Below are 25,237 nucleotides of genomic sequence, written 5' to 3'. Positions count from 1 at the left end.
GGGCGAGGGCTGCTCGACCGCTCCGGGGCCGTGCTTGCAGCCGATCCGCGCTGCCCGGCGCCGGTTCGTCTGGTATGACCAGGGTGGAATCCGTGGCACTACCAGCCATACCGTGTACCTGCTGCGGAAAGCTCGCGTTGATGCGACCCAAACCGGCATACCCGCCCCAGCCAGATCACTGGAGAACGGTGGCGGAGCCTACCCATCAGGCAGCGAGCCGAGAGAGCGATCCGCCCGAACCTACGATGCGCGGAGCTTCGGCACGACCGAGGTCACCCGATACGGCCCCCACTGACATGTAACCTACACAGTCGGCGCGCAATGCAAGGCCATACCACTTCGGTATGACTCGGTCCGACTCGATCCGTCTGATGTGGACGCGATCTGCCCGCGACAGTTCCACAATGTGCGGACATGACGGGTGGTCCGGGCCGCAGTGCGCCAACCATCACGGATCCGAATCGACCGATCGCTATCAAGATCTGGCGCATCGCCCGGTGGCATCATCACGGGTGCTGAAACGATTTCGCCGCCGTATCGAGAAGTCGATACGGCGGCGAATCGAACGCCCGATACCGGTTGCGCGATCGTCAGGTATTCATCGAATCGAAGAATTCCGAGTTCTGCTTGGTCTGGCGCAGCTTGTCGATGAGGAACTCGATCGCGTCCTGCGGACCCATCGGGTTGAGGATGCGGCGCAACACATAGGTCTTCTGCAGGTCCGAGCGCGGCGTGATGAGCTCTTCCTTGCGGGTGCCGGACTTGAGGATGTCGATCGCCGGGAAGATGCGCTTGTCCGCCACCTTGCGGTCGAGCACGATTTCCGAGTTACCGGTGCCCTTGAACTCTTCGAAGATCACCTCGTCCATGCGCGAGCCCGTATCGATCAGCGCCGTCGCGACGATGGTCAGCGAGCCGCCTTCCTCGATATTGCGGGCCGCACCGAAGAAGCGCTTCGGGCGCTGCAGGGCGTTGGCGTCGACACCACCGGTCAGGACCTTGCCGGAGGACGGCACCACTGTGTTGTAGGCGCGGCCGAGACGGGTAATCGAGTCGAGCAGGATCACGACGTCGCGGCCATGCTCGACCAGGCGCTTGGCCTTCTCGATCACCATCTCCGCGACCTGGACGTGGCGGGAGGCCGGCTCGTCGAAGGTCGAGGACACGACCTCGCCCTTCACCGAGCGCTGCATGTCCGTGACTTCTTCCGGTCGCTCGTCGATGAGCAGCACGATCAGATAGCACTCAGGGTGATTGCTGGTGATCGACTGCGCGATGTTCTGGAGCAGAACCGTCTTACCCGTGCGCGGCGGCGCGACGATGAGCGCGCGCTGGCCCTTGCCGATCGGCGCGACGATATCGATGACCCGCGGCGAGAAATCCTTCTTCGTCGGATCCTGCACTTCGAGCTTCAGGCGCTCGTCCGGGTAGAGCGGCGTCAGGTTGTCGAAATGGATCTTGTGCTTGATCTTCTCCGGGTCCTCGAAATTGATCGAGTTGACCTTGAGCAGGGCGAAATAGCGCTCGCCATCCTTCGGGCCACGAATCGGACCCTCTACCGTATCGCCGGTGCGCAGGCCGAACTTCCGGATCTGCGAGGGAGAAACGTAGATATCGTCCGGGCCCGGCAGATAGTTCGAATCGGAGGAGCGCAGGAAGCCGAAGCCGTCCTGCAGGACCTCGACGACACCTTCGCCCAGGATCTCGGTCTCGCGCGCCGCGAGCTGCTTCAGGATAGCGAACATCAGCTCCTGCTTGCGCATGGTGCTGGCGTTCTCGACCTCGACTTCCTCGGCGAAGGCCAGGAGTTCGGTCGGCGACTTGCTCTTAAGCTCTTGAAGCTTGATTTCCCGCATGGGGCACCCGGATCGTGAACACCCTGCCGAAGAGCAGGGGAGAGGACGGTACTGGATTGATCGACTTATCGGCCCTGACCGGACCTGCGCGAGGGTTGCGCGACATGAACTACTGCTAGGGCAGGCAGCTCACGAACAGTCGACAACAAGGGAGGACGCTGGAGAAGCGTAGCGTCCTGATAGCGGGAATCGGGTCCGGGCTCAAGCGGGAAAGCGCGGAGAACCTTAGAACGGCTTCACGATGACGAGAATGACGATGCCTACCATCAGCACCGCCGGGATCTCGTTGAGGATCCGGAAATAGCGCGGCGACTTCACATTGCGGTCATTGGCGAAATTGCGCACGTGCTTCACCAGCACGCCGTGGATGCCGGAGAGGATGAAGACGAGCAGAAGCTTGCCGTGCAGCCAGCCGCCCTTGAAGCCGAACGCGTACCAGGCGAGGTAGAGGCCGAGCACCCAGGTCACGATCATCGCCGGATTGATGATGCCCTTGAGCAGCCGGCGCTCCATGATCTTGAAGGTCTCGGACTGGATCGAGCCGGTCTGCGCCTCCGCGTGATAGACCATCAGGCGCGGCAGATAGAGCATGCCGGCCATCCAGGAGATGACGGCCATGACATGGAAAGCCTTGATCCACTCGTACATCGCCTGAGCCCTCAGCCTCGTACCCGTTTCAGCAAGCGCTCGACATGCGCGATCGGCGTGTCCGGCAGGATGCCGTGGCCGAGATTGAAGATGAACGGCCTGTCGCCAAACGCGGTCAGGATGGCATCGACCTCACGTTCCAGCGCGTCGCCACCGGCGCGTAGCACCAACGGATCGAGATGGCCCTGCACCGGCACCCTGGACTGGATCGCTTCGCGAACGAAGGTCCGGTCGATATCGGTTTCGAGTCCGACAGCATCGACACCGGTCCCTGCGATGTAATCCGGAATCAGATGCCCGGCGCCGCGGGGAAAGCCGATGATCCGGGCCTGCGGATGCGCTGCCCGCACGCCCTCGACGATCCGACGCGTCGGCGCGATGCACCAGCGCTTGAAATCCTCAGGCCCGAGCGATCCCGCCCAGCTATCGAATATCTGGACAGCATCGACGCCGGCGGCGATCTGCGCATTCAGATAAGCGATCGACGAGACCACGATCCGGTCGATGATCGCCTGGAATAGAATCGGGTCGCGTTCGAACAAGGCCTTCGCCGGCCCCTGATCCGGTGTTCCGCGACCAGCAACCATATAGGTCGCCACAGTCCAGGGCGCGCCGCAGAAGCCGATGAAGCCGGTCTCGCGGGGCAGGGCAGCCCGAACCCGGCGAACCGTCTCCGGGATCGAATCGAGCTTCGCTTGATCCGCAACGCGATCGATCTGCGCCAGGCGGGCCGCATCGGCCACGGGTTCCAGGCGCGGCCCCTCCCCTTCGGCGAACCAGAGCCTCTGGCCGAGGGCCTGCGGAACGAGCAGGATATCCGCGAACAGGATCGCGGCATCGAAGCCAAAGCGTCGGATCGGCTGGAGCGTCACTTCGGCTGCCAGCTCGGGATTGTAGCAGAGCGACAGGAAGCTGCCGGCCTTCGCCCTGAGCTCGCGATATTCCGGGAGATATCGACCGGCCTGGCGCATCATCCAGATCGGAGGCGTCGGAAGCGTTTCGCCGCCGAGCACACGGATCAGGGCAGGGATATGGCTTGTCGTCATGCCTGGCGGGCCATCCATCCCGCTATCTCTCAAATAAGATTCCTAGAGAGAATCTTTTTGTTTTGACTCTTGGAGACAGGGAGATAGCCCGCCGCAATTTCGTCCACAACCGATCCACAGGCACTGGGACAGCGAGTCGCGGGCGGGCCGGGGCCTCGATCAGGAGTTAAAGCTTTATTAACGAACTGGAATCGGCGGTGCCCACGCCGGCTTCCAAAATGATTCACGTGAAACACTTTCTTTACCATTCACAGCCGGGCGTCTGTTGATGGACTGGGCGGGTTATACAGAGCCGCCGCCCAACCGTCCGTTTCTGTTCGGTTGTCCACACTGGTCCCCATGGCCCGGGATAACCCGGCCGTTCCCGCAAGCGCTTCAGAAGCCGGCTTCGCTGGAAAGGAGACCTGTGGCGTCAATTCGCCTCGGGGCGATTCCGGTCGGGCTCAAAGCGCGCTAGAGGAAGAGAACGCTTCAGGCCGGGGGGATGCCGTGGTCCGCAATTATTTCCATCTGCATCTGGTCTCGGATGCGACGGGCGAGACGCTGATCGCCGTCAGCCGCGCCGCTGCCGCGCAATACGAAACCGTCTCCGCGATCGAGCATGTCTATCCGCTGGTCCGCTCCGAGGCGCAGCTCGCGCGCGTCCTCGCCGAGATCGAGGCTTCACCCGGCGTCGTGCTCTACACGTTGGTCGAGCCGGAATGGCAGGAGAAGCTGGAGAGTTTCTGTCGCGATCTCGGTTGCCCCTGCCTGTCGGTGCTGCAGCCCGTGCTCTCGCTGTTCCAGTCCTATCTCGGCCAGGCCTCGGCACCGAAGCCCGGCGCGCAGCATGTGCTCAACACCGAATATTTCCGTCGCATAGACGCGATGAACTACACGCTGCTGCATGATGACGGACAGATGGGCGGCGATCTCGACAATGCCGATGTCATCCTGGTCGGCATCAGCCGGACCTCCAAGACGCCGACGAGCATCTATCTCGCCAATCGTGGCATCAAGACCGCGAACATTCCGCTGGTGCCGAATATCCCTCTGCCGCCTGAACTGGAAAACGCCAGGAAGCCCCTCATCGTCGGCCTCATCGCCAGTGCCGACCGCATCGTCCAGATCCGCCAGAACCGCCTGCTGTCGCTGCGTGCCGACGACGATACCGCCTATGTCGATCCGGACGCTGTTGCCGACGAGGTCACGCAGTCACGCCGCCTCTGCGCCCGCAAGGGCTGGCCGGTGATCGACGTGACGCGCCGCTCGATCGAGGAGACCGCGGCCTCGATCCTCGACCTGCTCCGCGACCACCGCATGAAGTTCATCGCGACATGAGCACCTCGTCCAGCCTTTGGCTCGCCAACGAGCCGCTGATCCTCGCTTCCGGCAGCACGATCCGGCGTGACATGCTCCTGGCCGCCGGCATCCCGGCCGAGGTGGTGAAACCGGAGATCGACGAGCGTGCCGTCGAAAAGCCGCTGGTCGATTGCGGCGTACCGGCGGATCAGATTGCCGCGGCGCTTGCCTGCGCCAAGGCGCTTTCCGTCTCGCGCGATCGTCCGGGCCGCTTGGTGCTTGCCGCCGACCAGACGCTGATTTGCGACGGTGTCGCCTTCCACAAACCCGCCGATCTTGTGGCGGCGGAGCGCCAGATCGCCCTGCTTGCCGGCCGGACTCATGAGCTCCACTCCGCTTTCGTCATTGCGCGAGATGGCGCGCCGCTGACTGAGGGGCTCGAGGCGGCACGGCTGACCATGCGCCCGCTCAACACCGACTTCATCGCGCGTTATGTCGCCGTCGCCGGTCCGGGTGCCTTGTCCAGCGTCGGCGGTTATCAACTGGAGGGACTGGGCGCGCAGCTATTTGAGAAGGTCGAAGGCGACCATTTCACCATTTTGGGCCTGCCGCTCCTGGCGGTGCTTTCGGCGCTGCGCGATCTCGATTGCCTCGCCCGCTAACGGATTTCATTCATGGCGCCTCGCTGCTTCGTCATCGGACATCCCATCGCGCATTCGCGCTCGCCTTTGATCCACGGCGAATGGCTGCGCGAGCATCGGCTCCCCGGTTCCTATGAGCGGATCGATGTCGCCCCGGCCGAACTCCCGGCGTTCATCGCGCGCCTGCGCGAGGGGGAATTCGCGGGCGGCAACGTCACCGTGCCGCATAAGGAAGCGGTCATAGCGCTGGTCGACGAGATCAGCGATGCCGGCCGCGCGGTCGGGGCGGTCAACACGCTCTGGCGCGAGAACGGCCGGATCGTCGCCGACAACAGCGATGTCGGCGGTTTCCTCGCTCATCTCGATGCGACGGTGCCCGGCTGGCAGGATCGCGTCGATACGGTTCTCGTCCTTGGCGCAGGCGGCGCGGCCCGCGGCATCTGCTACGGTTTGAAGTCGCGCGGCGTCGCACGCATCCTCGTCGTCAACCGCAGCCCCGAACGCGCGGCGGAACTGGTCACCGCTCTTGGCCATCCCCTTGAGGCTGGCGATTGGGCGAAGCGCGACAGCCTCGTTGGTGAGGCCGATCTCATCGTCAATACGACGGCGCTCGGCATGCAGGGCAAGCCGCCGCTGGAGATCGATCTCGCGGCCCTGCGACCGGGAACCATCGTCGACGATATCGTCTATGTCCCCCTGAAGACGGCATTGCTGGCCGAAGCTGAACGGCGTGGCGGCGTCCCGGTCGATGGGCTCGGCATGCTGCTCCACCAGGCTGTGCCCGGCTTCGCGCGCTGGTTCGGCGTGACGCCGCAGGTGACGCCGGCCCTGCGTTTCCTGATCGAAGCCGATATCCTGAAGGTCTGATTCGCCGGAGCCGTCATGACTTTCGTGCTGGGCCTCACAGGCTCGATCGGAATGGGAAAATCGACGACCGCGCAGCTCTTCGTGCAGCGCGGCGTGCCGCTCCATGATGCCGATGCGGCCGTACATCGCCTGCATCGCGGCCGGGCTGCGGCGCCGATCGAGACCGCCTTTCCGGGAACGGTGATCGACGGGGCGGTCGATCGCGCGAAGCTGGGCGCTGCGGTGCTCGGCAAGCCCGAGGCTTTGCGCCGGCTCGAAGCGATCATCCATCCGCTGGTGCGCGAGGAGGAGGAAGCCTTCCTTGCCCGCTGCCGCCGGGACGGGGCGGGGCTCGCCGTCATCGACGTGCCGCTCCTGCTCGAAACCGGAGGCGGGTCGCGCTGCGACGCCGTCCTCGTCGTGACCGCGCCGGCCGAGGTCCAGCGCCAGCGCGTTCTCGCCCGTCCGGGCATGACTCCGGAGAAGCTCGACGCCATCCTGTCGCGCCAGATGCCGGATGCGCAGAAGCGTCGCCATGCCCATTTCCTTGTGGACACCTCGCGCGGTCTCGTGGCCGCCGAGCGGCAGGTCGGCTCTATCCTGATGGCGCTCGCCGGCCGTCCCGGGCGCGGTGCGCAAGCGAGGTCCTGAAGCGATGCGCGAGATCGTTCTCGATACCGAAACCACCGGCGTCGAAGCCAATAACGGCGACCGCATCGTCGAGATCGGCTGCGTCGAGCTGCTCAATCATTGCCCGAGCGGCCGGACCTTCCACGTCTATATCAATCCCGAGCGCTCGATGCCGATCGAGGCCTTCAACGTCCACGGGCTCTCGGAAGAATTCCTCTCGGACAAGCCACTCTTCGCGGCGGTCGCGCAGGAATTCGCGGAGTTCATCGCCGGCGCCAAGCTGGTGATTCACAACGCCGCCTTCGACGTCGGCTTCATCAACATGGAGTTCAAGCGTCTCGGCCTGCCGCCGATCGAGCAGGCCCTGGTGGTCGACACCCTGTCGATGGCGCGCCGCAAGCATCCGGGTGCCTCGAACAGCCTCGACGCGCTCTGCTCGCGCTATGGCATCGACAACGGCCGCCGGACCAAGCACGGCGCGCTCCTCGACTCCGAGATCCTGGCGGAAGTCTATATCGAGCTGATCGGCGGCAAGCAGGCCTCGCTCGGCCTTGGCGATGCGGCTGCGGCGGGCCGTGGTGACATCGCGGTGGCGGCGGTCGAGAAACCGCAGCGTCAGCGCCCGTTGGCGCCACGCCTCAGCGATGAGGCGCTCAAGGCGCATGAGGCCTTCATTCTCGGCTCGCTCAAAGCGCCGCTCTGGAAGGGCTATCTCGGCATAACCGACGACGCGGCACAGTAGCACCGCGGCTTGTCATTCCGGGGCTTCGCGAAGCGAAGAACCCGGAACCCACGACCGGGTGAGCGGACTGCAACCGAACACCCGGTATCTCACCCAGTCATGAATTCCGGGTTCGCGCCAGCGGCGCGCCCCCGGAATGACAAGGGAAGGTGAGCCCGAAGCTTATCGCGCCCGGCGGCGCGATACCATGTTGAGCGCCTCGATCAGGGCCGAGAAGGCCATCGCGGCGTAGATATAGCCCTTCGGCACATGCACGCCGAAGCCCTCGGCGATCAGCGTGCCGCCGATCATCAGCAGGAAGCCCAGCGCCAGCATCACGACGGTCGGGTTCTTGTCGATGAAGCGCGCCAGCGGGTCGGCGGCGAGCAGCATCGTCAGCACCGCGACGAGGACGGCGATGACCATGACCGGCACATGCTCGGTCATGCCGACGGCGGTGATGATCGAGTCGATCGAGAACACCAGGTCGAGGATCAGGATCTGGAAGATCGCGGCGCCGAAGCTCAGCGTCACCGCGCGCGTGCCGCCCTCGGCCAGGATCGATTCCGGATCGGGATCGACCTTGTGATGGATCTCCTTCGTCGCCTTCCAGACCAGGAACAGGCCACCGGCGATCAGGATGAGGTCACGCCAGGAGAAGGTCTGTCCGAAGATCGAGAAGATCGGGGCGGTGAGCTTGACGATGATGGCGACGGTGCCGAGCAGGGCCAGACGCAGGATGAGGGCCAGGCCGATGCCGATCCTGCGGCCCTTGGAGCGCTGATGCTCCGGCAGCTTGTTGGTCAGGATCGAGATGAAGATCAGGTTGTCGATGCCGAGCACGACCTCCATGGCGATCAGTGCCCCGAGCGCGGCCCAGACAGCGGGATCGGCGGCAAGCGTCAGAAGGTGGTCCATCGGTTCTCCATCGGATACGAAAAAAGGGCGGGCGTCCCTGCCGGGGCGTCCGCCGTTGCTTCGGGCACATGGCGAGGGGTGCCTCGCTCCGCAAGGACAACAATCATCCGCAATAAACGAAGAAAGGGCCCGCGAGGGGCCCTTTCGTAATTCTTTGCCGATGCGGCGACCGATCAGTTGGTCGCAGCGCCCTGCTGGCCTTCGAGCTCCTGCAGGCGCTGCTGGAAGAGCTGCGCGAAGTCGATCGGCGGCACGTAGAAGGGCGGGAAGCCGCCGTTCTGCACGGCCTCGGCGATGATCTGCCGGGCGAAGGGGAAGAGCAGACGAGCGCAGTCGATCACCAGCACGGGGTGGACATGCTCCTGCGGGATGTTCTGCAGGCGGAACACGCCTGCATAGCTGAGGTCGAAGGCGAACAGCGTCTCGCCCTTGACCTCGGCCTTGCCTTCGAGGCGCAGCACGGTCTCGTAATCGTTGTCGCCGAGAGCGGTCGAGCCGACATTGACCTGCAGCGACATCTGCGGGCCCTGCTGCGCATCCTGCTGGGCGAGAGAGCGCGGCGCCTTCGGGTTCTCGAACGAGAAATCCTTGGTGTACTGGATCAGGGCATTCAGGCTCGGAGCCGCTTCGGCGCCGGCGCCATTGCCGTTGGGGAGTTCGTTGGCCATCGGTCCCATCTCGTTCTGGCAGGCTGTCTCGGGAAATCCCGTGCCTCTGCCGGCATTCGGGACTGCGCTCCATGCTATGGAGCGGCGCGCGCGTCGGCTATCATGGACGTCGTGCCGGCACAAGAACTCGCCTTCACAAGCGAGGGGGTGGATGTTACGAGCCAGTCTCACCATATGACTGGTGAAGGCCCAGCGCTTGAGGCGCAGAAGGGTCAGGCAACAACGGGGAGCCGCGGGTCAGCTTTCGATGCAGAATTCCTTCGACATGCAGACTCTGATCTTTCTGGCTCTGGCCGTGTTCGTGGCCTGGAAGCTGCGCTCCGTGCTCGGCCAGAAGACCGGTCACGAACAGCCCAAGGACCCCTTCGCCCGCCGCGAGACGCCGCCGATGCGGCCGGATCAGGCGCAGAGCCAGGACAAGAGTGACAATGTCATCCGCCTGCCCGGCGCCGCGAACGATCCCGTAGCGCCCCAGCCGCCGGCAGCCGAACGCTGGAAAGACCTGGCCGCGCCGGGTTCAGCCGTCAGCGCGGGCATCGAGGCGGTGATCCGGCAGGAGCCCGGCTTCGACCCGCATGAATTCGTCGGCGGCGCCAAGGCCGCCTATGAGGCGATCGTCACCGCCTTCGCGCGTGGCGACCGCAAGATGCTGAAGGGCCTCCTCGCCAAGGAGGTCTATGACGGCTTCGAGCAGGCCATCACCGAGCGCGAGAAGCGCGGCGAGAAGGCGGAATCCAATTTCGTCTCGATCGATAAGGCCGATCTCGCCGCTGTCGAGGTCAAGGGCAAGACCGCGCAGGTCACGATCGCCTTCGTCTCGCAGCTCATCAGCGTTACCCGCGACGCTCAGGGCGCGGTCGTCGATGGCAGCGCCGAGCAGGTCTCGGAGGTCAACGACATCTGGACCTTCTCGCGTCAGCTCGGCAGCCGCGATCCCAACTGGCTGCTCGTCGCCACCGAATCCGCCGCGTGAATCGCGGCGGCGCCGGTGTCGCACTGGCGTTCTCCGCGGCCCTGGGCCTTGCATCCGTGACCGCCATGGCCTCGCCGCCCCCGCTGCCCCAAGGAGCTCGTGCCGAGGCGATGTCGCCCGCCGCGATCCTCGGCTGGGCGCAGGACGATCACGGCAAGGCTTTTGCCATCTTCGCCCAGGGCTGCATGGCCGATCCGCCCCTGCGCCAGGGCGTGCCGTTGCCGGAGCGTCTGACCGCCGTCTGTGACAACGCCAAGGCGCTCGCGGCGGCGGGCCCGGTCGGGCGCGAGCAGGCGAAAACCTTCTTCGAGCAGAATTTCGCCTTCTGGCTGATACGGCCGGAAACCGGCGAGACCGGCTTCACCACCGGCTATTTCGAGCCGGAATTCGAGGGCTCGCTGACCCGTTCGGATGCCTTCCCGACGCCGCTCTACGACCGGCCGAAGGATCTGGTGACGCGCTTCTCCGAGGATGACTGGCCGGGCCTCGATAAAACGCTTTCGGCTGCGCGCCGAACGGCCAAGGGCTTCGAGCCCTTCCCGGATCGCACCGCGATCGAGACCGGCGCGCTCGACGGGCAGGGGCTTGAAATCCTCTGGCTGCGCGATCCCGTCGACCGCTTCGTCCTGCAGGTGCAGGGCTCGGGCCGGGTCCGCCTGCCGGATGGCTCGGTCACGCGATTGAGCTATTCCGGTCGCAACGGCCATCCCTATACCTCGCTCGGCCGCGTGCTCAGCCAGCGCGAGAATATTCCGCCCGAGCAGATGACGATGGACCGGCTGATCGCCCGGCTGAAGGCCGATGCCGGCTTCGCCCGTGATCTGATCCGCCTGAACAAATCCTTCGTCTTCTTCGCCCGTCGCGACGACCTGCCGGCCGGGAGCGGCCCGATCGGCGGCGCCGGCCTGCCGTTGACGCCGATGCGGAGCATCGCCGTGGACCGCACGGCCTGGCCCTATGGCCTCCCCGTCTGGATCGATACGACGCTTCCCGACGGGGCTGGCGGCAACGAGCATCTCGCCCGCCTGATGATCGCGCAGGATACCGGCTCGGCCATCCTCGGGCCGGCCCGTATGGATCTCTTCGTCGGCTCGGGCGCCGAAGCAGGGCATCGTGCCGGCCTGATCCGCCATCCCGTCGCCTTCACCGTGCTCTGGCCGCGCTGAAATGCGGTCTCGCCGCGGAAAGACGCTGACGGAGGCCGATATCGCGCTCTGGCGACAGGTCGCACGCTCGGTCAAGCCGCTGCCCGGCCGGGCGCCGGTCGAGCCGGAGCCGGTTTCCGAGCAAGCACCGCCCGCACCAACCGAAACCGCTATGCGCGCCGTTGCGGCGGTTTCTCCGGCCAAGGCCGCTCCACCATCGGCCCCTCCGCTGGCGCCGATCGAGCGGCGTTTGCGCACGCAGTTGCGCCGCGGCCAGCAGAGCGTCGATGCCTCGATAGACTTGCATGGCATGCGGCAGGACGAGGCGCATCTGGCGCTCCATGCCTTCCTGCGCCGCGAGCAGCGGCGCGGCTGCCGCATCGCGCTGGTGGTCACCGGAAAGGGCGCGCTTGCGCCGGCGCTGTTCGGCGACGAGCGCGGCGTGCTGCGCCGGATGGTGCCGCACTGGCTGCGCCTTCCCGATCTGCGCGCGCTGGTCCTCGGCTTCGAGGAGGCCGAGCAGCGCCATGGCGGCTCCGGCGCGCTCTATGTCCGCCTGCGGCGCCTCAGGGAGCATGGGCCGTGACGCCCTTCGGGCAGCGTGTTCGGGCGCTGCGGGAGGCGCGTGGCATGAGCCTCGCGCAGATGGCGGAGGGCCTCGGTGTCTCGCCGGCCTATCTCTCGGCGCTTGAGCATGGCAAGCGCGGCCGCCCGACCTTCAGCCTGATCCAGGGCACGATCCATCTCCTCGGCGTGATCTGGGACGAGGCGGACGAGCTCGTTCGCCTCGCCGATCTCTCGCATCCGCGCGTGGTCATCGATACGGCCGGGCTCGATCCGGAGGCAACGCTCTTCGCGAACCGGCTGGCGCGCGAGATCGGCCTGCTGGAGGACGAGGACCTGCGCCGCCTCGCCGTTGTGCTCGACGAGGCCGCCGCCCGCCGCGATCCCGCCTGATTCGCCCCGCTTGACCCCGCATCACACGGATGCGACAGGGCCAGCACCTTTCCTTTCGGCCGACGGGCCGCGCCATCCGGACAGAGCAAGCAAGAGCCATGACCCAGACCCGCACGGACGTCCTCGCCCTCGGTAACGCCATCGTCGACGTGCTGGCTTCGGCCGAGGAGGATTTCCTCATCGCCCAGAAGCTGACCAAGGGCGCGATGATGCTGATCGACGAGGCCCGCGCCGAGTCCCTCTACGCCGCGATGGGCCCGGCCCGGATCATCTCGGGTGGCTCGGCCGCCAACACCATCGCCGGCCTCGCTTCCTTCGGCGGCAAGGGTGCCTTCATCGGCAAGGTCCGCGGCGACGAACTCGGCAAGCTCTATCGCCATGACCTGACCTCGCTCGGTGTCGCCTTCGGCACGGCCGATGCGGCGGAAGGCCCGGCGACGGCGCGCTCCTTCATCATCGTCACGCCCGATGGCGAGCGCACGATGAACACCTATCTCGGCGCCTGCCAAGGCCTCTCGGTGGCCGATGTCGACGCGAAGGCCGTTGAGGCCGCCGATATCGTCTATCTCGAAGGCTATCTCTGGGACCCGCCGGCGGCCAAGGAGGCCTTCCGCAAGGCGTCGGAGATCACGCACAAGGCCGGTGGCCGCGTCGCCATCACCCTGTCCGATTCCTTCTGCGTCGACCGCTATCGCGACGAGTTCGTCGGCCTGATCCGCAACCGCATGGTCGATCTCGTCTTCGCCAACGAGCATGAGCTCAAGAGCCTCTACGAGACCTCGGATTTCGACACGGCCCTGTCCTGGCTGCGTTCGGAGAACATCCTGGCCGTCGTCACCCGCTCCGAGAAGGGCGCGCTGGCGGTGACGCCGGACGGCATCGTCGAGGAGCCGGTCTTCCCGGTCGAGCGCGTCGTCGATGCGACCGGTGCCGGCGATCTCTTCGCCGCCGGCTTCCTCTACGGCCTGACCTCGAACCGCGAGACCCGCGACTGCCTGCGCCTCGGTGCGCTGGCCGCGGCCGAGATCATCTCGCATGTCGGCGCCCGGCCGGATGTCGTCCTGAAGACGCTGGCGGGGAACGAAGGGCTGCTGTGAGGCGCAACGCCGAGGACACCACGATTGTCATTCCGGGGCGGCCGTATGGGCCGAACCCGGAACCCACGACCGGGTGACGTCCGAATTACAATTCCTCCGGCGTCCCTGATCGCTCGGTCTCACCTCGTCGTGGGTTCCGGGTTCTTCGCTGCGCGAAGCCCCGGAATGACAAGGCGACGAGCTCTCTCTCAATACAGCGTCGCCTTGACCCGTCCCGGCAGCGCCTCGTCATAGGTCTTGCCGTCGAAGGTCGCGACTTCGGCGTTGCGTGCCGTGATGTCGCGCAGGATCGTGCCGGGTGAGGGCAGGCTGCGCCGGTCGACCTGCCGCTCCGCGTTCCAGAGCTCCGCTCGCACCACCGCGCGCGAGCACTGGAAGTAGACCGCCTCGACATGGACGACCATCACGCTTGCCGGCAGCTTCCCGGCCATCTCGAACGGCGATAACAACTCTGGGTCGCAGGAAATCTCCGCGCGTCCGTTCACGCGCAGCGTCTCACCGCAACCGGGGATCAGGAAGAGCATTCCGATTCGATCGTCGAACAGGATATTCTTTAAGGAATCCAGACGGTTATTGCCTTTTCGGTCGGGAATCAGGAGCGTTTTCGCGTCCCGGACCGTGACAAAGCCCGGCAGATCCCCGCGCGGCGAACAATCCAGCCCCTCCGGACCGACTGTCGCGAGCACGAAAAACGGCGAGGCCGCGATCAGCGCCGCATAGTTCGCATCGACATGATCGATCTCCTTGAAGGTCGATGCCGGCGCGACCGGGTTGGGGTAGGCACGAGAGAGGTCGTCGAGCGAGGCGATGCGGTGGTCGGACATGCCGGTCTCCATGGATCGGTATATGTCTAGACTATTGGGCGCACATCCACCAGCCGTCATTCTTGGGCTCCCCGAAGCCGTGACCCGGGAATCTCCAGACGAGAAGATGCGGGAGCCTCACGCGGCACAAGATGCTGGGGGCAAGTCCGAGCATGATGCGCGGCTCGACCGTTTCTCCGTTCGAAGTTGCGAAACCTGAAACGAAAAACGCCCCGCATCATCCGATGCGGGGCGTCTTGTCTTACACAAGCTGGCGGGCGGTGATTACTCGGCCGCGCCCTGCTTCTCGCGGTTCTTCTCGGCCTCGCGCTGGGCCTTGAGCTTCTCGGTGAGGTCTTCGCCGGTGGCCTGGTCGACGACCTTCATCGAGAGGCGGATCTTGCCGCGCTCGTCCTGGCCGAGGAACTTGACCTTGACCTTGTCGCCTTCCTTGACGACGTCTGAGACCTTCTGGACCCGCTGCGGAGCGAGCTCGGAGATGTGGACGAGGCCGTCCTTGGCGCCGAAGAAGTTCACGAAGGCGCCGAACTCCATGATCTTGACGACGGTGCCGTCATAGATCACGCCGACTTCGGCCTCCGAGACGATCGACTTGATCCACTTGATCGCGGCTTCGATCGACTTGCCGTCGGCCGAGGCGATCTTGATGGTGCCGTCGTCCTCGATGTTCACCTTGGCGCCGGTCTTCTCGACGATCTCTCGGATGACCTTGCCGCCGGAGCCGATGACTTCACGGATCTTGTCGACCGGGATCTTCATCGTCTCGATGCGCGGCGCGAACTCGCCGAGCTGGCTGCGCGAGGCGGAGAGCGCCTTGTTCATCTCGCCGAGGATGTGCTCGCGACCGCCCTTGGCCTGCTCGAGGGCGACCTTCATGATCTCCTCGGTGATGCCGGCGATCTTGATGTCCATCTGCAGCGAGGTGATGCCCGCGGCGGTACCGGCGACCTTGAAGTCCATGTCGCCGAGATGATCCTCGTCACCGAGGATGTCGGAGAGCACGGCGAAGCGCTTGCCTTCGAGGATCAGGCCCATCGCGATGCCCGCGACCGGCGACTTCAGCGGAACGCCCGCATCCATCAGCGCCAGCGAGGTGCCGCAGACGGTGGCCATCGAGGAGGAGCCGTTCGACTCGGTGATCTCCGAGACGACGCGGATCGTGTATGGGAACTCCGACTTCGCCGGCAGCATCGGACGGATGGCGCGCCAGGCGAGCTTGCCATGGCCGATTTCGCGGCGGCCGGGCGAACCCATGCGACCGGTCTCGCCGACCGAGTAGGGGGGGAAGTTGTAGTGCAGCAGGAAGGTTTCCTTGTAGGTGCCTTCCAGCGAGTCGATGAACTGCTCGTCATCGCCGGTGCCGAGCGTGGTCACGACCAGCGCCTGCGTCTCGCCGCGGGTGAACAGGGCCGAGCCGTGGGTGCGCGGCAGCATGCCGGCCTCGGCGACGATCTTGCGCACGGTCTTCAGATCGCGGCCGTCGATGCGGGTGCCGTCATCGAGGATGGTCCAGCGCACGACCTTGGCCTGGGCTTCCTTGAACTGGCCGCCGACCTGCTCCTTGGTGAAGGTGGTCTTGCCGTCCGGCTCGGCCGAGATCAGCGAGGCGACCTTGGCCTTGGCGGCGTCCAGCGCCTTGTAGCGCTCGGCCTTGGTGGTGATCTTGTAGGCGGCGCGCAGGTCGGCGTCGACGAGCTTCAGGACGGCGTCCAGGACGACGGAGTTGTCGGCCGGGGTGTAGTCGCGCGGCTCCTTGGCGGCCTTCTCGGCCAGGCGGATGATGGCGTCGATCACCGGCTGGAAATGCTTGTGGCCGAACATCACGGCGCCGAGCATCACGTCCTCGGGAAGCTCCTTGGCTTCCGACTCGACCATCAGCACGGCGTCCTGGGTGCCGGCGACGACGAGGTCGAGAACCGATTCCTTGGCCTCTTCGATCGTCGGGTTCAGCTTGTAGGCGCCGTCGATATAGCCGACGCGGGCGCCGCCGATCGGGCCCATGAAGGGCACGCCGGAAAGCGTCAGCGCAGCCGAGGTCGCGACCATCGCGAGGATGTCGGGATCGTTCTCGAGGTCATGCTGGAGAACGGTGACGACGACCTGCGTGTCGTTCTTGTAGCCTTCGACGAAGAGCGGGCGGATCGGACGGTCGATCAGGCGGGAGACCAGGGTCTCCTTCTCGCTCGGACGGCCTTCGCGCTTGAAATAGCCGCCGGGGATGCGGCCGGCCGCGAAGGTCTTTTCCTGGTAGTTCACGGTCAGCGGGAAGAAGTCGAAGCCCGGCTTCGGCTCCTTGGCCGAGACGACGGTCGCGAGCACGACGGTCTCGCCATAGGTGGCCATCACGGCGCCGTCGGCCTGGCGGGCGACCTTGCCGGTCTCGAGGACGAGCTTGCGGCCGCCCCAGATCAGTTCTTCGGTTTGGATGTCGAACATGTTTTTCGTCTTTCGGTCGGGTTCGACCCGTCCGGTGCCTTCAGGTCCATGGGCAAGACGGCGGAACGCTCGGGTGTGAAAGGGATTGCGCCCGAGCGCTCGGCGATCCTGCCATGGACGTCTTGGGCGCCCGGCGGGTCACGCGGGAAGGCCGCCCCATGCGGCCGCCGCGGCAGTCAGGTGGCTCGCCCCATGGCGGCTTCACCTGAGAAGGAGCCGCCCGGAGCAGGTCGCGCCGGGCGGAAACCGTCAGCTCTCGATCAGCGGCGGATGCCGAGCTTCTCGATCAGCGTCTTGTAGCGGGCCTCTTCCTTGCCCTTCAGGTAGTCCAGCAGGGACCGGCGCTGCGAGACCAGCTTGAGCAGGCCGCGGCGCGAGTGGTTGTCCTTGTTGTGGGACTTGAAGTGGCCGGTGAGGTTGGTGATGCGCTCCGTGAGGATCGCGATCTGCACTTCCGGCGAGCCGGTGTCGTTCGGCTTGGTGGCGTGTTCCAGGATCAGCGCGGTCTTGCGCTCGGCAGTGATCGACATCGGGATATCCTCGTGTTTGGGTTGATCTGGCGGGCCAGGCCGGGATGTCGTCCAGCAAGGTCCGAAGCCCGCGAGCCGCCTCATCGCGGAGGGGTCGCGCCGCCGGCTTTTCGGCCGGTTGCCCGGGCATATACACGAAATCGGTGGAAACGCCAGCGTTCCCGAGACCGGCTGGCTGTGAAGCCCTTGACGGCGCGTTAGGCCGAAGCCTCGCCGCGATCATAGCGCTGCTGCGCCGCCTCGACCTCGCCGATATGCGCCTCGGCCCACAGCGTCAGCTGGTTCACGGTCTGCGCCAGCGTCCGCCCGAGTTCGGTCAGCGAGTACTCGACGGTCACCGGAACCGTCGCGAACACCTCGCGCCGCACCAGCCCGTCGCGCTCCAGGCTCTTTAGTGTCTGCGACAGCATCTTCTGCGAGATATTCTCGATCCGCCGCCTGAGTTCGTTAAAGCGCAGGGTGCCGTCGTCGAGCGCGATCAGGATCAGCACCGCCCAGGTATCGCCGATGCGATCGAGCACGCGCCGCGTCGGGCATAAGGCCTGGAAAGGGTCGGGGCGTTTCAGCATGGCGGTTTCCCGGAGGTGACCATGTCGCGTGAAAGTGCCTTCTTTACGGGGCGATGCGGCAAGATCAGATAGGTTCCATTGGAGTGTAGGTATCTATTGGATACCACAACAAGGAGCCCCTGTCATGAAAGTCGCCAAGAAGGTCGCATTGATCGGCGCCAGCGGATTCATCGGTTCGCGCCTGCTGGCCGAACTCTCCGCCCGCGGCCATGCCGTCACCGCCATCGCCCGCAATCCCGACAAGATCGCCGCCCTGCCCGGCGTCACCGCCGTCAAGGGAGACGTCTTCGACAAGGACGGGCTCGCCAGGCTCCTTGCCGGCCATGACGCGGTGATCAGCGCCGTGCATTTCACCGCCAGTGACCCGCAGACTCTGCTCGCGGCGGTCAGGCAGTCGGGCGCGAAGCGCTATCTCGTCGTCGGCGGCGCCGGCAGCCTCGAGGTCGCGCCGGGCGTGCAGCTCTTCGACACGCCGGAATTCCCGGCCATCTATCTCGACGAAGCCCGCAAGGGCGGCGCTTTCCTCGACCTGCTGAAGCAGGAGCAGGGTCTCGACTGGACCTTCCTCTCGCCTTCGGCCCTGATCCAGCCGGGCGAGCGCACCGGGACATTCCGCCTCGGCACTGACCAGCTTCTCGCCGACGCTAAGGGCAACAGCTCGATCTCGGCGGAGGACTATGCGATCGCCCTCGTCGACGAGCTGGAGAAGCCGACCCATAGCCGCCGCCGCTTCACGGTCGGCTACTGATTTCTCGCGCCAATAAGAAAAGGGCCGCGCCTCCGGAGGGAGGCGCGGCCCTTCTTTATTGAGCGGAGTGCGATCGCGATTACGCCTTGCGGAAGCGCTTCTCGCCGATGCTGAGCGTGCCGCGCTTCAGCTTCCCGAGCGCGACCCAACCCGTCTCGCCCTCGAAATAGAGCTTCGAGCGGTCGACCGCGTAGCGGCCGACATGGTTGGCGCCGGCGGCGGGCTTCGCCTTGTGGAACTGGCCGTCGGGCCTGAGGTCGATCAGGATCGATCCGTCCTCGGTCTTCCACTGGCCGATCGCGGCCTGTTCGAAGGGGCCGAGCGTGTCGGCGGTGTCGAAATCGATCTCGAGCGGGCGGACGGTACGGCTGGCCGGCGCGAAGCCGGACGCGAACTGGCCGAGAGCCTGAAGAACCTGGCTGAACTGCATGGTTTTCGTCTCCCTGTGGTGGTGACGGCTGAAACCGCTTGTCGCAGACATCCCCGTCGGGACCTGTCAGCAAGCGGTGCGGCATCGATCGACTCCGGCGAGTCGGTCGAGGAACGTCACGAATTGAATGTGCGAGGGCGGCGTCGTGATCGAGCAAAGCTCCGGCGCCTGTCACGGAGATAGGTCGCAAGCGGGCCTCCGCAAGATGCGGCGCCAGAATTTTTGCCTGAAACGCAAACGGCGCCCTTTTGGGGCGCCGCACATGTCGTGTTCGAGGATGGTTCGGAGGCTGGTTGCTCTCAGAACTCCTCCCATCCGGAGTCGCTGGCCCGGCCGCTGCCGCCATTGGCGACCTTGCGCGGGGCGGGCATGGCCTTGGATTGGACGAAGGCGGCCTCGGCCAGCTGGCGCAGCCGCGCCGGCTCGCCGGAGTCGGACACGGCAACGGGAGCAGGCCGCGCCGCCCGCATCGGCGCCTTGACGGCGCGCGGTCCCGTCGCCGGCTGGGCGTAGGCCGTCTGGCCTGCAGCCTCACGGTTGGTCCGGAAGGTTGCGACCAGCGCGTTGAGCTGTTCGATCCGGCCCGAGAGCGAATTGGCGGAAGCGGCGCTCTGCTCGGACAGGGCCGCGTTCTGCTGGGTCATCTCGTCGAGATGCGCCACCGCCTGGCTCATCTCGTCGATGCCGTTGGCCTGCTCGCCCGAGGCTGCCGAGATGTCGGCGATCGTCGCCGCGACCTTCTGCGAGGCCGCGAGGATGCGGGCGAGCTGGTCGCCGGCCTGACGCACCAGCTTCACGCCCTCGCCGACCTCGGCATTGGACGAGGAGATCAGCCCGGAGATGTCCTTGGCCGCCTCGCCCGAGCGCTGCGCCAGGGTCCGCACCTCGGAGGCCACCACCGCGAAGCCCTTGCCGGCCTCGCCGGCGCGGGCCGCCTCGACCGCCGCGTTGAGCGCCAAGAGGTTGGTCTGGAAGGCGATGTCGTCGATCACCCGGATGATGTCGGAGATCTTCTGCGAGGCGGTCTCGATCCTTGCCATGGCGTCGACCGCCTGGCCGGCGATGGTGCCGCCGCTCTCGGCTGCCTGCATCGCCTCGTCGGCGATCCGGGCCGCGTCCTTCGAGGCCTGGGCCGAGGCCTTGACCGAGGCTGCGAGTTCCTCGGTCGTGGCGGCAGTCTCCTCCAGCGAGGAGGCCTGCTCCTCGGTGCGCTTCGACAGGTCGTCGGCGCCCATGTTGATCTCGCGCGCGGCGAGGCCGACATCCGCCGAGGTCGTCTGGATCGTCGCGACGGTGTCCGAGAGGCGGTCCACCGTCTCGTTGATCGCGCCCTTCAGGTCGGCGAAGCGGCCGCGATAGCCCGTCTCGATCCGGTTGGTCAGGTCGCCGCCCGCGATCGCCGAGAGCGCTTCCGCAAACTCCGTCGTCGCGCCGTCAACAACCGCGTTGATTTCGTTGATGCCGGCGACCAGCCGCTGCATCTGTTCGTCGGCATCGTCGATCTGCAGGCGCGCCGAGAAATCACCGGCCGCGGCCGCGGCGACGACCTCACCGACATCCGAGACCACCGCTTCCATCGACTGCGCCCGGGCGAGGCGCGCGGCCGCAGCGGCGCGCTCCTGCTCCTGCAGCAAGGCGACCTGCTCGGTGCTCTGGCGCAGAACGGAGACGGCACGCGCCATGGCGCCGATCTCGTCCGGACGCTCGGAATGGGGGACATTGACGCTGGTATCGCCAGCGGTCAGCTTATCCATGACCTGGCTGAGGTCGAGGATCGGGCGGGTGATCGAGCGCTGCGCGAAGACGAGCGCGACACCGACCGAAACCAGAAGCGTCGTCAGCAGGATGATCGGCATCAGCCACTGCACCTGCCGGGTGAAGGCGGTCGCCTCGTCGCCAACCATGATGCTGGCCTTCTCCACGCGCTGGCTGAAGCTGATCAGCAGATCGTTCAGAGCCTTGCGGTTGGCGCGATTGGCTTCGTTGTTCCCTTGCTCGTTCGCGGCTGCCGGAGAAACTTCGCGCCCGAGCCGAGCGGTCTCGGTCCGGAAGACGATGAATTCATCGACCGCCTTGGCGATCTGATCGACGACTGCGCGCTCTTCCGCCGGAGCAACCTTCTTCAGATCGGCGGTGAACTTGCGCAGCGCCGGGAAGCGATCCTCGATGCCCTTGGCGTAGGTCGCGGCTTCCTGAGGATTCTTCGCCATGTAGACGCCACGCGATTCCATGACGACGGCCGTGACGATGCCGTTGATGCGCTGGGTCTGCAGCGCGACACTGGCCTGGATATCGGAACGGTTGTTCAGATCGTCGGCCTTGTGCAGGCCATAGATGCTGATGATCGCCGACAGGATGGCGCCGGCGGCGACAATGGCCAGCATGGCGAGGATTTTCAGGCGGATGGATTTCATGAATGGCGTCCCGAGGCGGGCCCCCCACAACGGAAGCCGTTCTAAACCCGACCCTTGCGCAACAATCATAAAAAACTGCTTAAAAGTTTAGCACTTTGGCAAGTTCCGCTTCTGCTGCCGCTGCGTTGCCGAATGCGAACGACTTTCTCGTAGCAAGAGCTCGCTCATCATCACTACAGTTGCCGCTGCATCACGAAAGCTGACATTCGCCTCCGATAATCCATGATGACTCGGCTTATGATTCACGTTCGGCCCCTGGCCTGCTGGGGTGGCCTGCCGGCCTGCCCCTTGATAGAGCCGCCTCGCCTGAACATGTTTGACGTCATCCGCCGCCCCGTCCCGATCTCCGGTTAGCCATCCCATGTCCGAAAACAGCAATGCCCCCGTGATGCACGCCACCACCATCCTGATGGTGCGCAAGGGTGGGCGCGTCGTCATTGGCGGCGACGGCCAGGTCTCGCTCGGCCAGACCATCATGAAGGGCAATGCCCGCAAGGTCCGCCGCCTCGCCAAGGGCGACGTGATCGCGGGCTTCGCCGGCGCCACCGCCGATGCCTTCACGCTGTTCGAGCGCCTCGAGAAGAAGCTCGAGCAATATCCGACCCAGTTGCTGCGCGCCTGCGTCGAGCTCGCCAAGGACTGGCGCACCGACCGCTATCTGCGCCGGCTGGAGGCGATGCTGCTTGTCGCCGACAAGGAGGTTTCGCTCCTGATCTCCGGCACCGGCGACGTGCTGGAGCCTGAAGCGAGCGAGCACGGCGCGGTGATGGCGATCGGTTCCGGCGGTAATTATGCGCTCTCGGCGGCGCGCGCGCTGATCGATGTCGAGCCCGATGCCGAAGCGATCGTGCGCAAGGCGATGAAGATCGCCGGCGATATCTGCGTCTACACCAACCATTCGCTCGTCATCGAGACGCTCGAAGCGGCCTGACGTTCCCACCAGGCCCGTTCACCGGATACAGCACCGCAATGACCAGCTTTTCCCCTCGCGAGATCGTCTCGGAACTCGACCGCTTCATCGTCGGCCAGAGGGACGCCAAGCGCGCCGTCGCCATCGCCCTGCGCAACCGCTGGCGCCGCCAGCAGCTCGAAGGGCCGCTGCGCGAGGAGGTTTCGCCGAAGAACATCCTGATGATCGGACCGACCGGCTGCGGCAAGACCGAGATCGCCCGCCGGCTCGCCAAGCTCGCCAATGCGCCTTTCCTGAAGGTCGAGGCGACCAAGTTCACCGAGGTCGGCTATGTCGGCCGCGACGTCGAATCGATCGTGCGCGATCTCCTTGAAGTCGCGATCGCCCTCGTGCGCGAGAGCCGGCGCAAGGATGTTCAGGCCAAGGCCCATGTCGCGGCCGAGGAGCGCGTGCTCGATGCCCTCGTCGGCGCCAATTCCAGCCAGGCGACGCGCGATTCCTTCCGTCGCAAGCTGCGCGCCAACGAGCTCGACGACAAGGAGATCGAGGTCGAGATGACGGCTGGAGCCGGTGCATCCGCGCCGATGTTCGAGGTTCCCGGCATGCCCGGCGCCTCGATCGGCGCGATCAACCTCTCCGACATGCTCGGCAAGGCCTTCGGCCAGAAGGGCAAGCCCAAGCGCGTGCTGGTCAAGGATGCCTACCAGCCGCTGCTGGCGGAGGAGAGCGACAAGCTGATCGATCAGGATGCGATCATCCAGGCCGCGATCCGCGAGGTCGAGGAGAACGGCATCGTCTTCCTCGACGAGATCGACAAGATCTGCGCCCGCGAGGGCAAGGGCGGCGCCGATGTCTCGCGCGAAGGCGTGCAGCGCGACCTGCTGCCGCTGATCGAAGGCACGACGGTCGCGACCAAGCACGGCGCCGTGAAGAGCGACCACATCCTCTTCATCGCGTCCGGCGCTTTTCACGTTTCGCGGCCTTCCGATCTGCTGCCGGAATTGCAGGGCCGCCTGCCGATCCGCGTCGAGCTCAACCCGCTCGACATCGAGGATTTCAAGCGCATCCTGACCGAGACCGAGGCGAGCCTGATCAAGCAGTCGGTGGCGCTGATGGCGACCGAGGAGGTCAGCGTGACCTTCACGCCCGACGCGATCGACGCCATCGCCCGGATCGCCGTCGAGGTGAATTCCACGGTCGAGAATATCGGCGCCCGCCGGCTTCAGACCGTGATCGAGCGCATTCTCGACGAGATCTCCTTCACGGCGCCGGATCGTTCCGGAGAGGCCGTGACGATCGACGCCGCCTATGTCGAGGCCCGCATCGGCGACCTCGCCAAGAATGCCGACCTGAGCCGGTTCATTCTCTGATGGAGAAGCCGGCGGCATCGGCGCCGGAATCGTCCCGTCTCGCACGCGATTCCGCTGTCGTTGGCGCGGCCACGATCGCCTCACGCCTGCTCGGCTTCGCCCGCGACGTGCTGATCGCCCGCCTCCTCGGCGGCGGGCCGGTGGCGGATGCCTTCCTGGCGGCTTTGCGGCTGCCCAATCTCGTTCGGCGCGTGCTGGGCGAAGGCGGTCTCAATGCGCCCTTCGTGCCGCTCTATCTCGCGATCAAGGGCGAGCGCGGCGAGGCGGCGGCGCACGGCTTTGCCGGCGAGGCGGCCGGGCAGGTCGGCCTGCTGCTGCTGGTGCTCGTCGGCCTGGGCGAATTGTTTGCGCCCTGGCTGGTGCTGGGTCTCGCCGGCGGCTTCGCCGACGCGCCGGAAACCCTGGCGCTGGCGGCGTCCTACACGCGGCTGATGCTGCCCTTCCTGTTCCTGACGACGCTGGCAGCCATGCTGGCGGCGCTTCTCAATGCGGAGAAGCGCTTCGCCGTCGCGGCCTTGGCCCCGGCCCTGATGAACGCGATCCTGCTCGTCGTGCTCCTGCTGCTGCACGCCAAGGGCACGCCGCCGGAAACCGGCGCGCGCTGGCTCGCGCTCTGCACCAGCCTGACCGGCCTTGCCCATCTCGGGATGATCCTGCTGGCGCTGCGCGGTCCCGGCCTGCCGCGTCCGACCCTGCGCTGGTCGCCGGACATGACGCGGTTCGTCCGCACGGGCGGCGCGACCTTGCTCGCCGCTTCCGCCGCACAGCTCGTCCTGCTGGTCGCGACGCAGATCGCATCGATCGGTCCGGGCGCCGTTGCCGCGCTCTACTATGCCGACCGCGTCTTCCAGCTCCCGCTCGGCTTCGTCGGCGTCGCGATGGGCACCGTCGTATTGTCCGACATGGCGCTGACTGCGAACCGGGAAGGTCCTGACGCCATGTTGGGGCAAGCTCTGGCGCTGGGCCTCGCGCTCGCCCTGCCGGCTGCGACGGCGCTCGTCGCCCTAGCCGAGCCGATCGTCTCGGCGCTGTTCGAATATGGCCGCTTCGATGCCGCCGATCGCGGCCGCACGGCTGCGGCGCTCGCCGCCTTCGGCTACGGCCTGCCTTTCGCCATAGCCGCAAAGGTCTTCGGCCAGGTCTATTTCGCCCGTCGCGCCCCGCGCCTCCCTCTGATCTCCGGCGGCCTCGCGGTGCTGGTTGCTGCGCTGATCGGCTTCTGCTTCGCTCATGAGGGCAATGCTGCGGGGATGGCGGCGCTCGCCGCGACATTCGCCTTCGTGGCGCAGGCTGCCCTGCTTGGCGGGGCGCTGCTGCGCGACGGCATCTGGCGTCCGAGCGTGAGCAGCTTGCGGCCGATCGCCGCCAGCCTCGCGGCCAGTGCGATCATGCTCGCCGTGCTCGAACTGCTGCTCAGGCTGCTGAACGGGCCGCTGGCCTTCGATCAGCCGGCCTTGCACCGGGTCGGAGCGCTCGGCCTGCTCTGCCTTGCGGGGCTCGCGACCTATGGCGCCGCGGGCTGGACGCTGGGTGCCTTCGGTGCTCTCCCCTTGCGCAAGCGGCGGGGTTGAGCCAGAAG

General features: G+C 66.0%; 25 protein-coding genes. 14 read left to right on the top strand and 11 right to left on the bottom strand.

The window, feature by feature from the left end; genetic code table 11:
• Nucleotides 1-590: 590 nt before the first annotated feature.
• From rho to hemE, 3 genes are all read right to left on the bottom strand, one after another.
• Nucleotides 591-1,856, bottom strand: coding sequence for a transcription termination factor Rho (rho, locus tag AC6RIC_RS01455; protein WP_257735420.1), 1,266 nt, complete (start codon nucleotides 1,854-1,856; stop codon nucleotides 591-593).
• A gap of 225 nt (nucleotides 1,857-2,081) precedes the next feature.
• The gene (hemJ, locus tag AC6RIC_RS01450) at nucleotides 2,082-2,504 is read right to left on the bottom strand and encodes a protoporphyrinogen oxidase HemJ (RefSeq protein WP_454654381.1); all 423 of its coding nucleotides are present in this window, start codon (nucleotides 2,502-2,504) and stop codon (nucleotides 2,082-2,084) included.
• 11 nt (nucleotides 2,505-2,515) lie between these two features.
• On the bottom strand, nucleotides 2,516-3,550 hold the full coding sequence (gene hemE / locus AC6RIC_RS01445; RefSeq protein ID WP_499734822.1) for a uroporphyrinogen decarboxylase: 1,035 nt from the start codon (nucleotides 3,548-3,550) through the stop codon (nucleotides 2,516-2,518).
• A gap of 489 nt (nucleotides 3,551-4,039) precedes the next feature.
• Here hemE and AC6RIC_RS01440 point away from each other — a divergent pair, with 489 nt between their 5' ends.
• The 5 genes from AC6RIC_RS01440 to dnaQ are packed head-to-tail and all read left to right on the top strand — an operon-like array spanning nucleotide 4,040 to nucleotide 7,690.
• Nucleotides 4,040-4,870 (top strand): pyruvate, water dikinase regulatory protein, encoded by an 831-nt coding sequence (locus AC6RIC_RS01440; protein ID WP_499734821.1) that lies wholly within the window; start codon nucleotides 4,040-4,042, stop codon nucleotides 4,868-4,870.
• Complete coding sequence (locus AC6RIC_RS01435) at nucleotides 4,867-5,493, top strand: Maf family protein (RefSeq protein ID WP_499734820.1); 627 nt, start codon at nucleotides 4,867-4,869, stop codon at nucleotides 5,491-5,493. The genes AC6RIC_RS01440 and AC6RIC_RS01435 overlap by 4 nt, the downstream gene beginning before the upstream one ends.
• Nucleotides 5,494-5,505: 12 nt before the next feature.
• Entirely contained in the window at nucleotides 5,506-6,339 is an 834-nt protein-coding gene (locus AC6RIC_RS01430; RefSeq protein WP_499734819.1) for a shikimate dehydrogenase, read from the top strand.
• Between the two features lie 15 nt (nucleotides 6,340-6,354).
• Nucleotides 6,355-6,969 carry a dephospho-CoA kinase gene (coaE, locus tag AC6RIC_RS01425; RefSeq protein WP_499734818.1) on the top strand — a complete coding sequence of 205 codons (615 nt, stop codon included), beginning with the start codon at nucleotides 6,355-6,357 and terminating at the stop codon, nucleotides 6,967-6,969.
• Between the two features lie 4 nt (nucleotides 6,970-6,973).
• Nucleotides 6,974-7,690: a DNA polymerase III subunit epsilon gene (dnaQ, locus tag AC6RIC_RS01420; RefSeq protein WP_499734817.1), complete on the top strand. Its 717-nt coding sequence runs from the start codon at nucleotides 6,974-6,976 to the stop codon at nucleotides 7,688-7,690.
• Between the two features lie 162 nt (nucleotides 7,691-7,852).
• On the opposite strand, the gene AC6RIC_RS01415 is transcribed toward dnaQ, so the two are convergent.
• Nucleotides 7,853-8,587, bottom strand: a complete 735-nt coding sequence (locus AC6RIC_RS01415; RefSeq protein WP_499734816.1) for a TerC family protein — start codon at nucleotides 8,585-8,587, stop codon at nucleotides 7,853-7,855.
• A 173-nt stretch (nucleotides 8,588-8,760) separates the two neighbouring features.
• The gene (gene secB, locus AC6RIC_RS01410; protein WP_454654369.1) at nucleotides 8,761-9,255 is read right to left on the bottom strand and encodes a protein-export chaperone SecB; all 495 of its coding nucleotides are present in this window, start codon (nucleotides 9,253-9,255) and stop codon (nucleotides 8,761-8,763) included.
• A gap of 247 nt (nucleotides 9,256-9,502) precedes the next feature.
• Between secB and AC6RIC_RS01405 the strand changes: the two genes are divergently transcribed.
• From AC6RIC_RS01405 to AC6RIC_RS01385, 5 genes are all read left to right on the top strand, one after another.
• Complete coding sequence (locus tag AC6RIC_RS01405; RefSeq protein WP_454654367.1) at nucleotides 9,503-10,228, top strand: Tim44/TimA family putative adaptor protein; 726 nt, start codon at nucleotides 9,503-9,505, stop codon at nucleotides 10,226-10,228.
• 65 nt (nucleotides 10,229-10,293) lie between these two features.
• A complete protein-coding gene (mltA, locus tag AC6RIC_RS01400; protein WP_499734815.1) occupies nucleotides 10,294-11,394 on the top strand; it encodes a murein transglycosylase A in 1,101 nt (366 codons plus the stop codon).
• Nucleotide 11,395: 1 nt separating this feature from the next.
• Nucleotides 11,396-11,959, top strand: a complete 564-nt coding sequence (locus tag AC6RIC_RS01395) for a Smr/MutS family protein (RefSeq protein WP_499734814.1) — start codon at nucleotides 11,396-11,398, stop codon at nucleotides 11,957-11,959.
• The gene (locus AC6RIC_RS01390) at nucleotides 11,956-12,330 is read left to right on the top strand and encodes a helix-turn-helix domain-containing protein (protein ID WP_454654362.1); all 375 of its coding nucleotides are present in this window, start codon (nucleotides 11,956-11,958) and stop codon (nucleotides 12,328-12,330) included. Before AC6RIC_RS01395 ends, AC6RIC_RS01390 begins: the two co-directional genes overlap by 4 nt.
• Before the next feature lie 98 nt (nucleotides 12,331-12,428).
• Nucleotides 12,429-13,427: an adenosine kinase gene (locus AC6RIC_RS01385; RefSeq protein ID WP_454654360.1), complete on the top strand. Its 999-nt coding sequence runs from the start codon at nucleotides 12,429-12,431 to the stop codon at nucleotides 13,425-13,427.
• A gap of 188 nt (nucleotides 13,428-13,615) precedes the next feature.
• Here the strand turns inward: AC6RIC_RS01385 and AC6RIC_RS01380 are convergent, their stop codons facing one another.
• From AC6RIC_RS01380 to AC6RIC_RS01365, 4 genes are all read right to left on the bottom strand, one after another.
• Nucleotides 13,616-14,251, bottom strand: a complete 636-nt coding sequence (locus AC6RIC_RS01380; RefSeq protein ID WP_499734813.1) for a pyridoxamine 5'-phosphate oxidase family protein — start codon at nucleotides 14,249-14,251, stop codon at nucleotides 13,616-13,618.
• 264 nt (nucleotides 14,252-14,515) lie between these two features.
• Nucleotides 14,516-16,687 (bottom strand): polyribonucleotide nucleotidyltransferase, encoded by a 2,172-nt coding sequence (pnp, locus tag AC6RIC_RS01375; protein ID WP_488850874.1) that lies wholly within the window; start codon nucleotides 16,685-16,687, stop codon nucleotides 14,516-14,518.
• A 260-nt stretch (nucleotides 16,688-16,947) separates the two neighbouring features.
• Nucleotides 16,948-17,217 carry a 30S ribosomal protein S15 gene (gene rpsO, locus AC6RIC_RS01370; protein ID WP_377843400.1) on the bottom strand — a complete coding sequence of 90 codons (270 nt, stop codon included), beginning with the start codon at nucleotides 17,215-17,217 and terminating at the stop codon, nucleotides 16,948-16,950.
• 197 nt (nucleotides 17,218-17,414) lie between these two features.
• Complete coding sequence (locus AC6RIC_RS01365; RefSeq protein ID WP_442896376.1) at nucleotides 17,415-17,786, bottom strand: winged helix-turn-helix transcriptional regulator; 372 nt, start codon at nucleotides 17,784-17,786, stop codon at nucleotides 17,415-17,417.
• A gap of 124 nt (nucleotides 17,787-17,910) precedes the next feature.
• On the opposite strand from AC6RIC_RS01365, the gene AC6RIC_RS01360 reads away from it, so the two are divergent.
• Nucleotides 17,911-18,534 carry an NAD(P)-dependent oxidoreductase gene (locus tag AC6RIC_RS01360; protein ID WP_499734812.1) on the top strand — a complete coding sequence of 208 codons (624 nt, stop codon included), beginning with the start codon at nucleotides 17,911-17,913 and terminating at the stop codon, nucleotides 18,532-18,534.
• A 79-nt stretch (nucleotides 18,535-18,613) separates the two neighbouring features.
• Here the strand turns inward: AC6RIC_RS01360 and AC6RIC_RS01355 are convergent, their stop codons facing one another.
• The gene (locus tag AC6RIC_RS01355; RefSeq protein ID WP_499734811.1) at nucleotides 18,614-18,964 is read right to left on the bottom strand and encodes an Atu4866 domain-containing protein; all 351 of its coding nucleotides are present in this window, start codon (nucleotides 18,962-18,964) and stop codon (nucleotides 18,614-18,616) included.
• A 299-nt stretch (nucleotides 18,965-19,263) separates the two neighbouring features.
• Nucleotides 19,264-21,378, bottom strand: a complete 2,115-nt coding sequence (locus tag AC6RIC_RS01350) for a methyl-accepting chemotaxis protein (RefSeq protein ID WP_499734810.1) — start codon at nucleotides 21,376-21,378, stop codon at nucleotides 19,264-19,266.
• Nucleotides 21,379-21,739: 361 nt separating this feature from the next.
• Here AC6RIC_RS01350 and hslV point away from each other — a divergent pair, with 361 nt between their 5' ends.
• Genes hslV through murJ form a run of 3 tightly spaced genes read left to right on the top strand, consistent with a single transcriptional unit; the run spans nucleotide 21,740 to nucleotide 25,229 of the window.
• Nucleotides 21,740-22,309, top strand: a complete 570-nt coding sequence (hslV, locus tag AC6RIC_RS01345; protein WP_291656294.1) for an ATP-dependent protease subunit HslV — start codon at nucleotides 21,740-21,742, stop codon at nucleotides 22,307-22,309.
• A 38-nt stretch (nucleotides 22,310-22,347) separates the two neighbouring features.
• Entirely contained in the window at nucleotides 22,348-23,658 is a 1,311-nt protein-coding gene (gene hslU / locus AC6RIC_RS01340; protein ID WP_499734809.1) for an ATP-dependent protease ATPase subunit HslU, read from the top strand.
• Entirely contained in the window at nucleotides 23,658-25,229 is a 1,572-nt protein-coding gene (gene murJ, locus AC6RIC_RS01335) for a murein biosynthesis integral membrane protein MurJ (protein ID WP_499734808.1), read from the top strand. Before hslU ends, murJ begins: the two co-directional genes overlap by 1 nt.
• The last annotated feature ends 8 nt before the right edge of the window (nucleotides 25,230-25,237 follow it).

This window comes from Allobosea sp. TBD101 (genome assembly GCF_059817965.1).
This window is presented reverse-complemented; position numbering and strand designations above follow the sequence as displayed.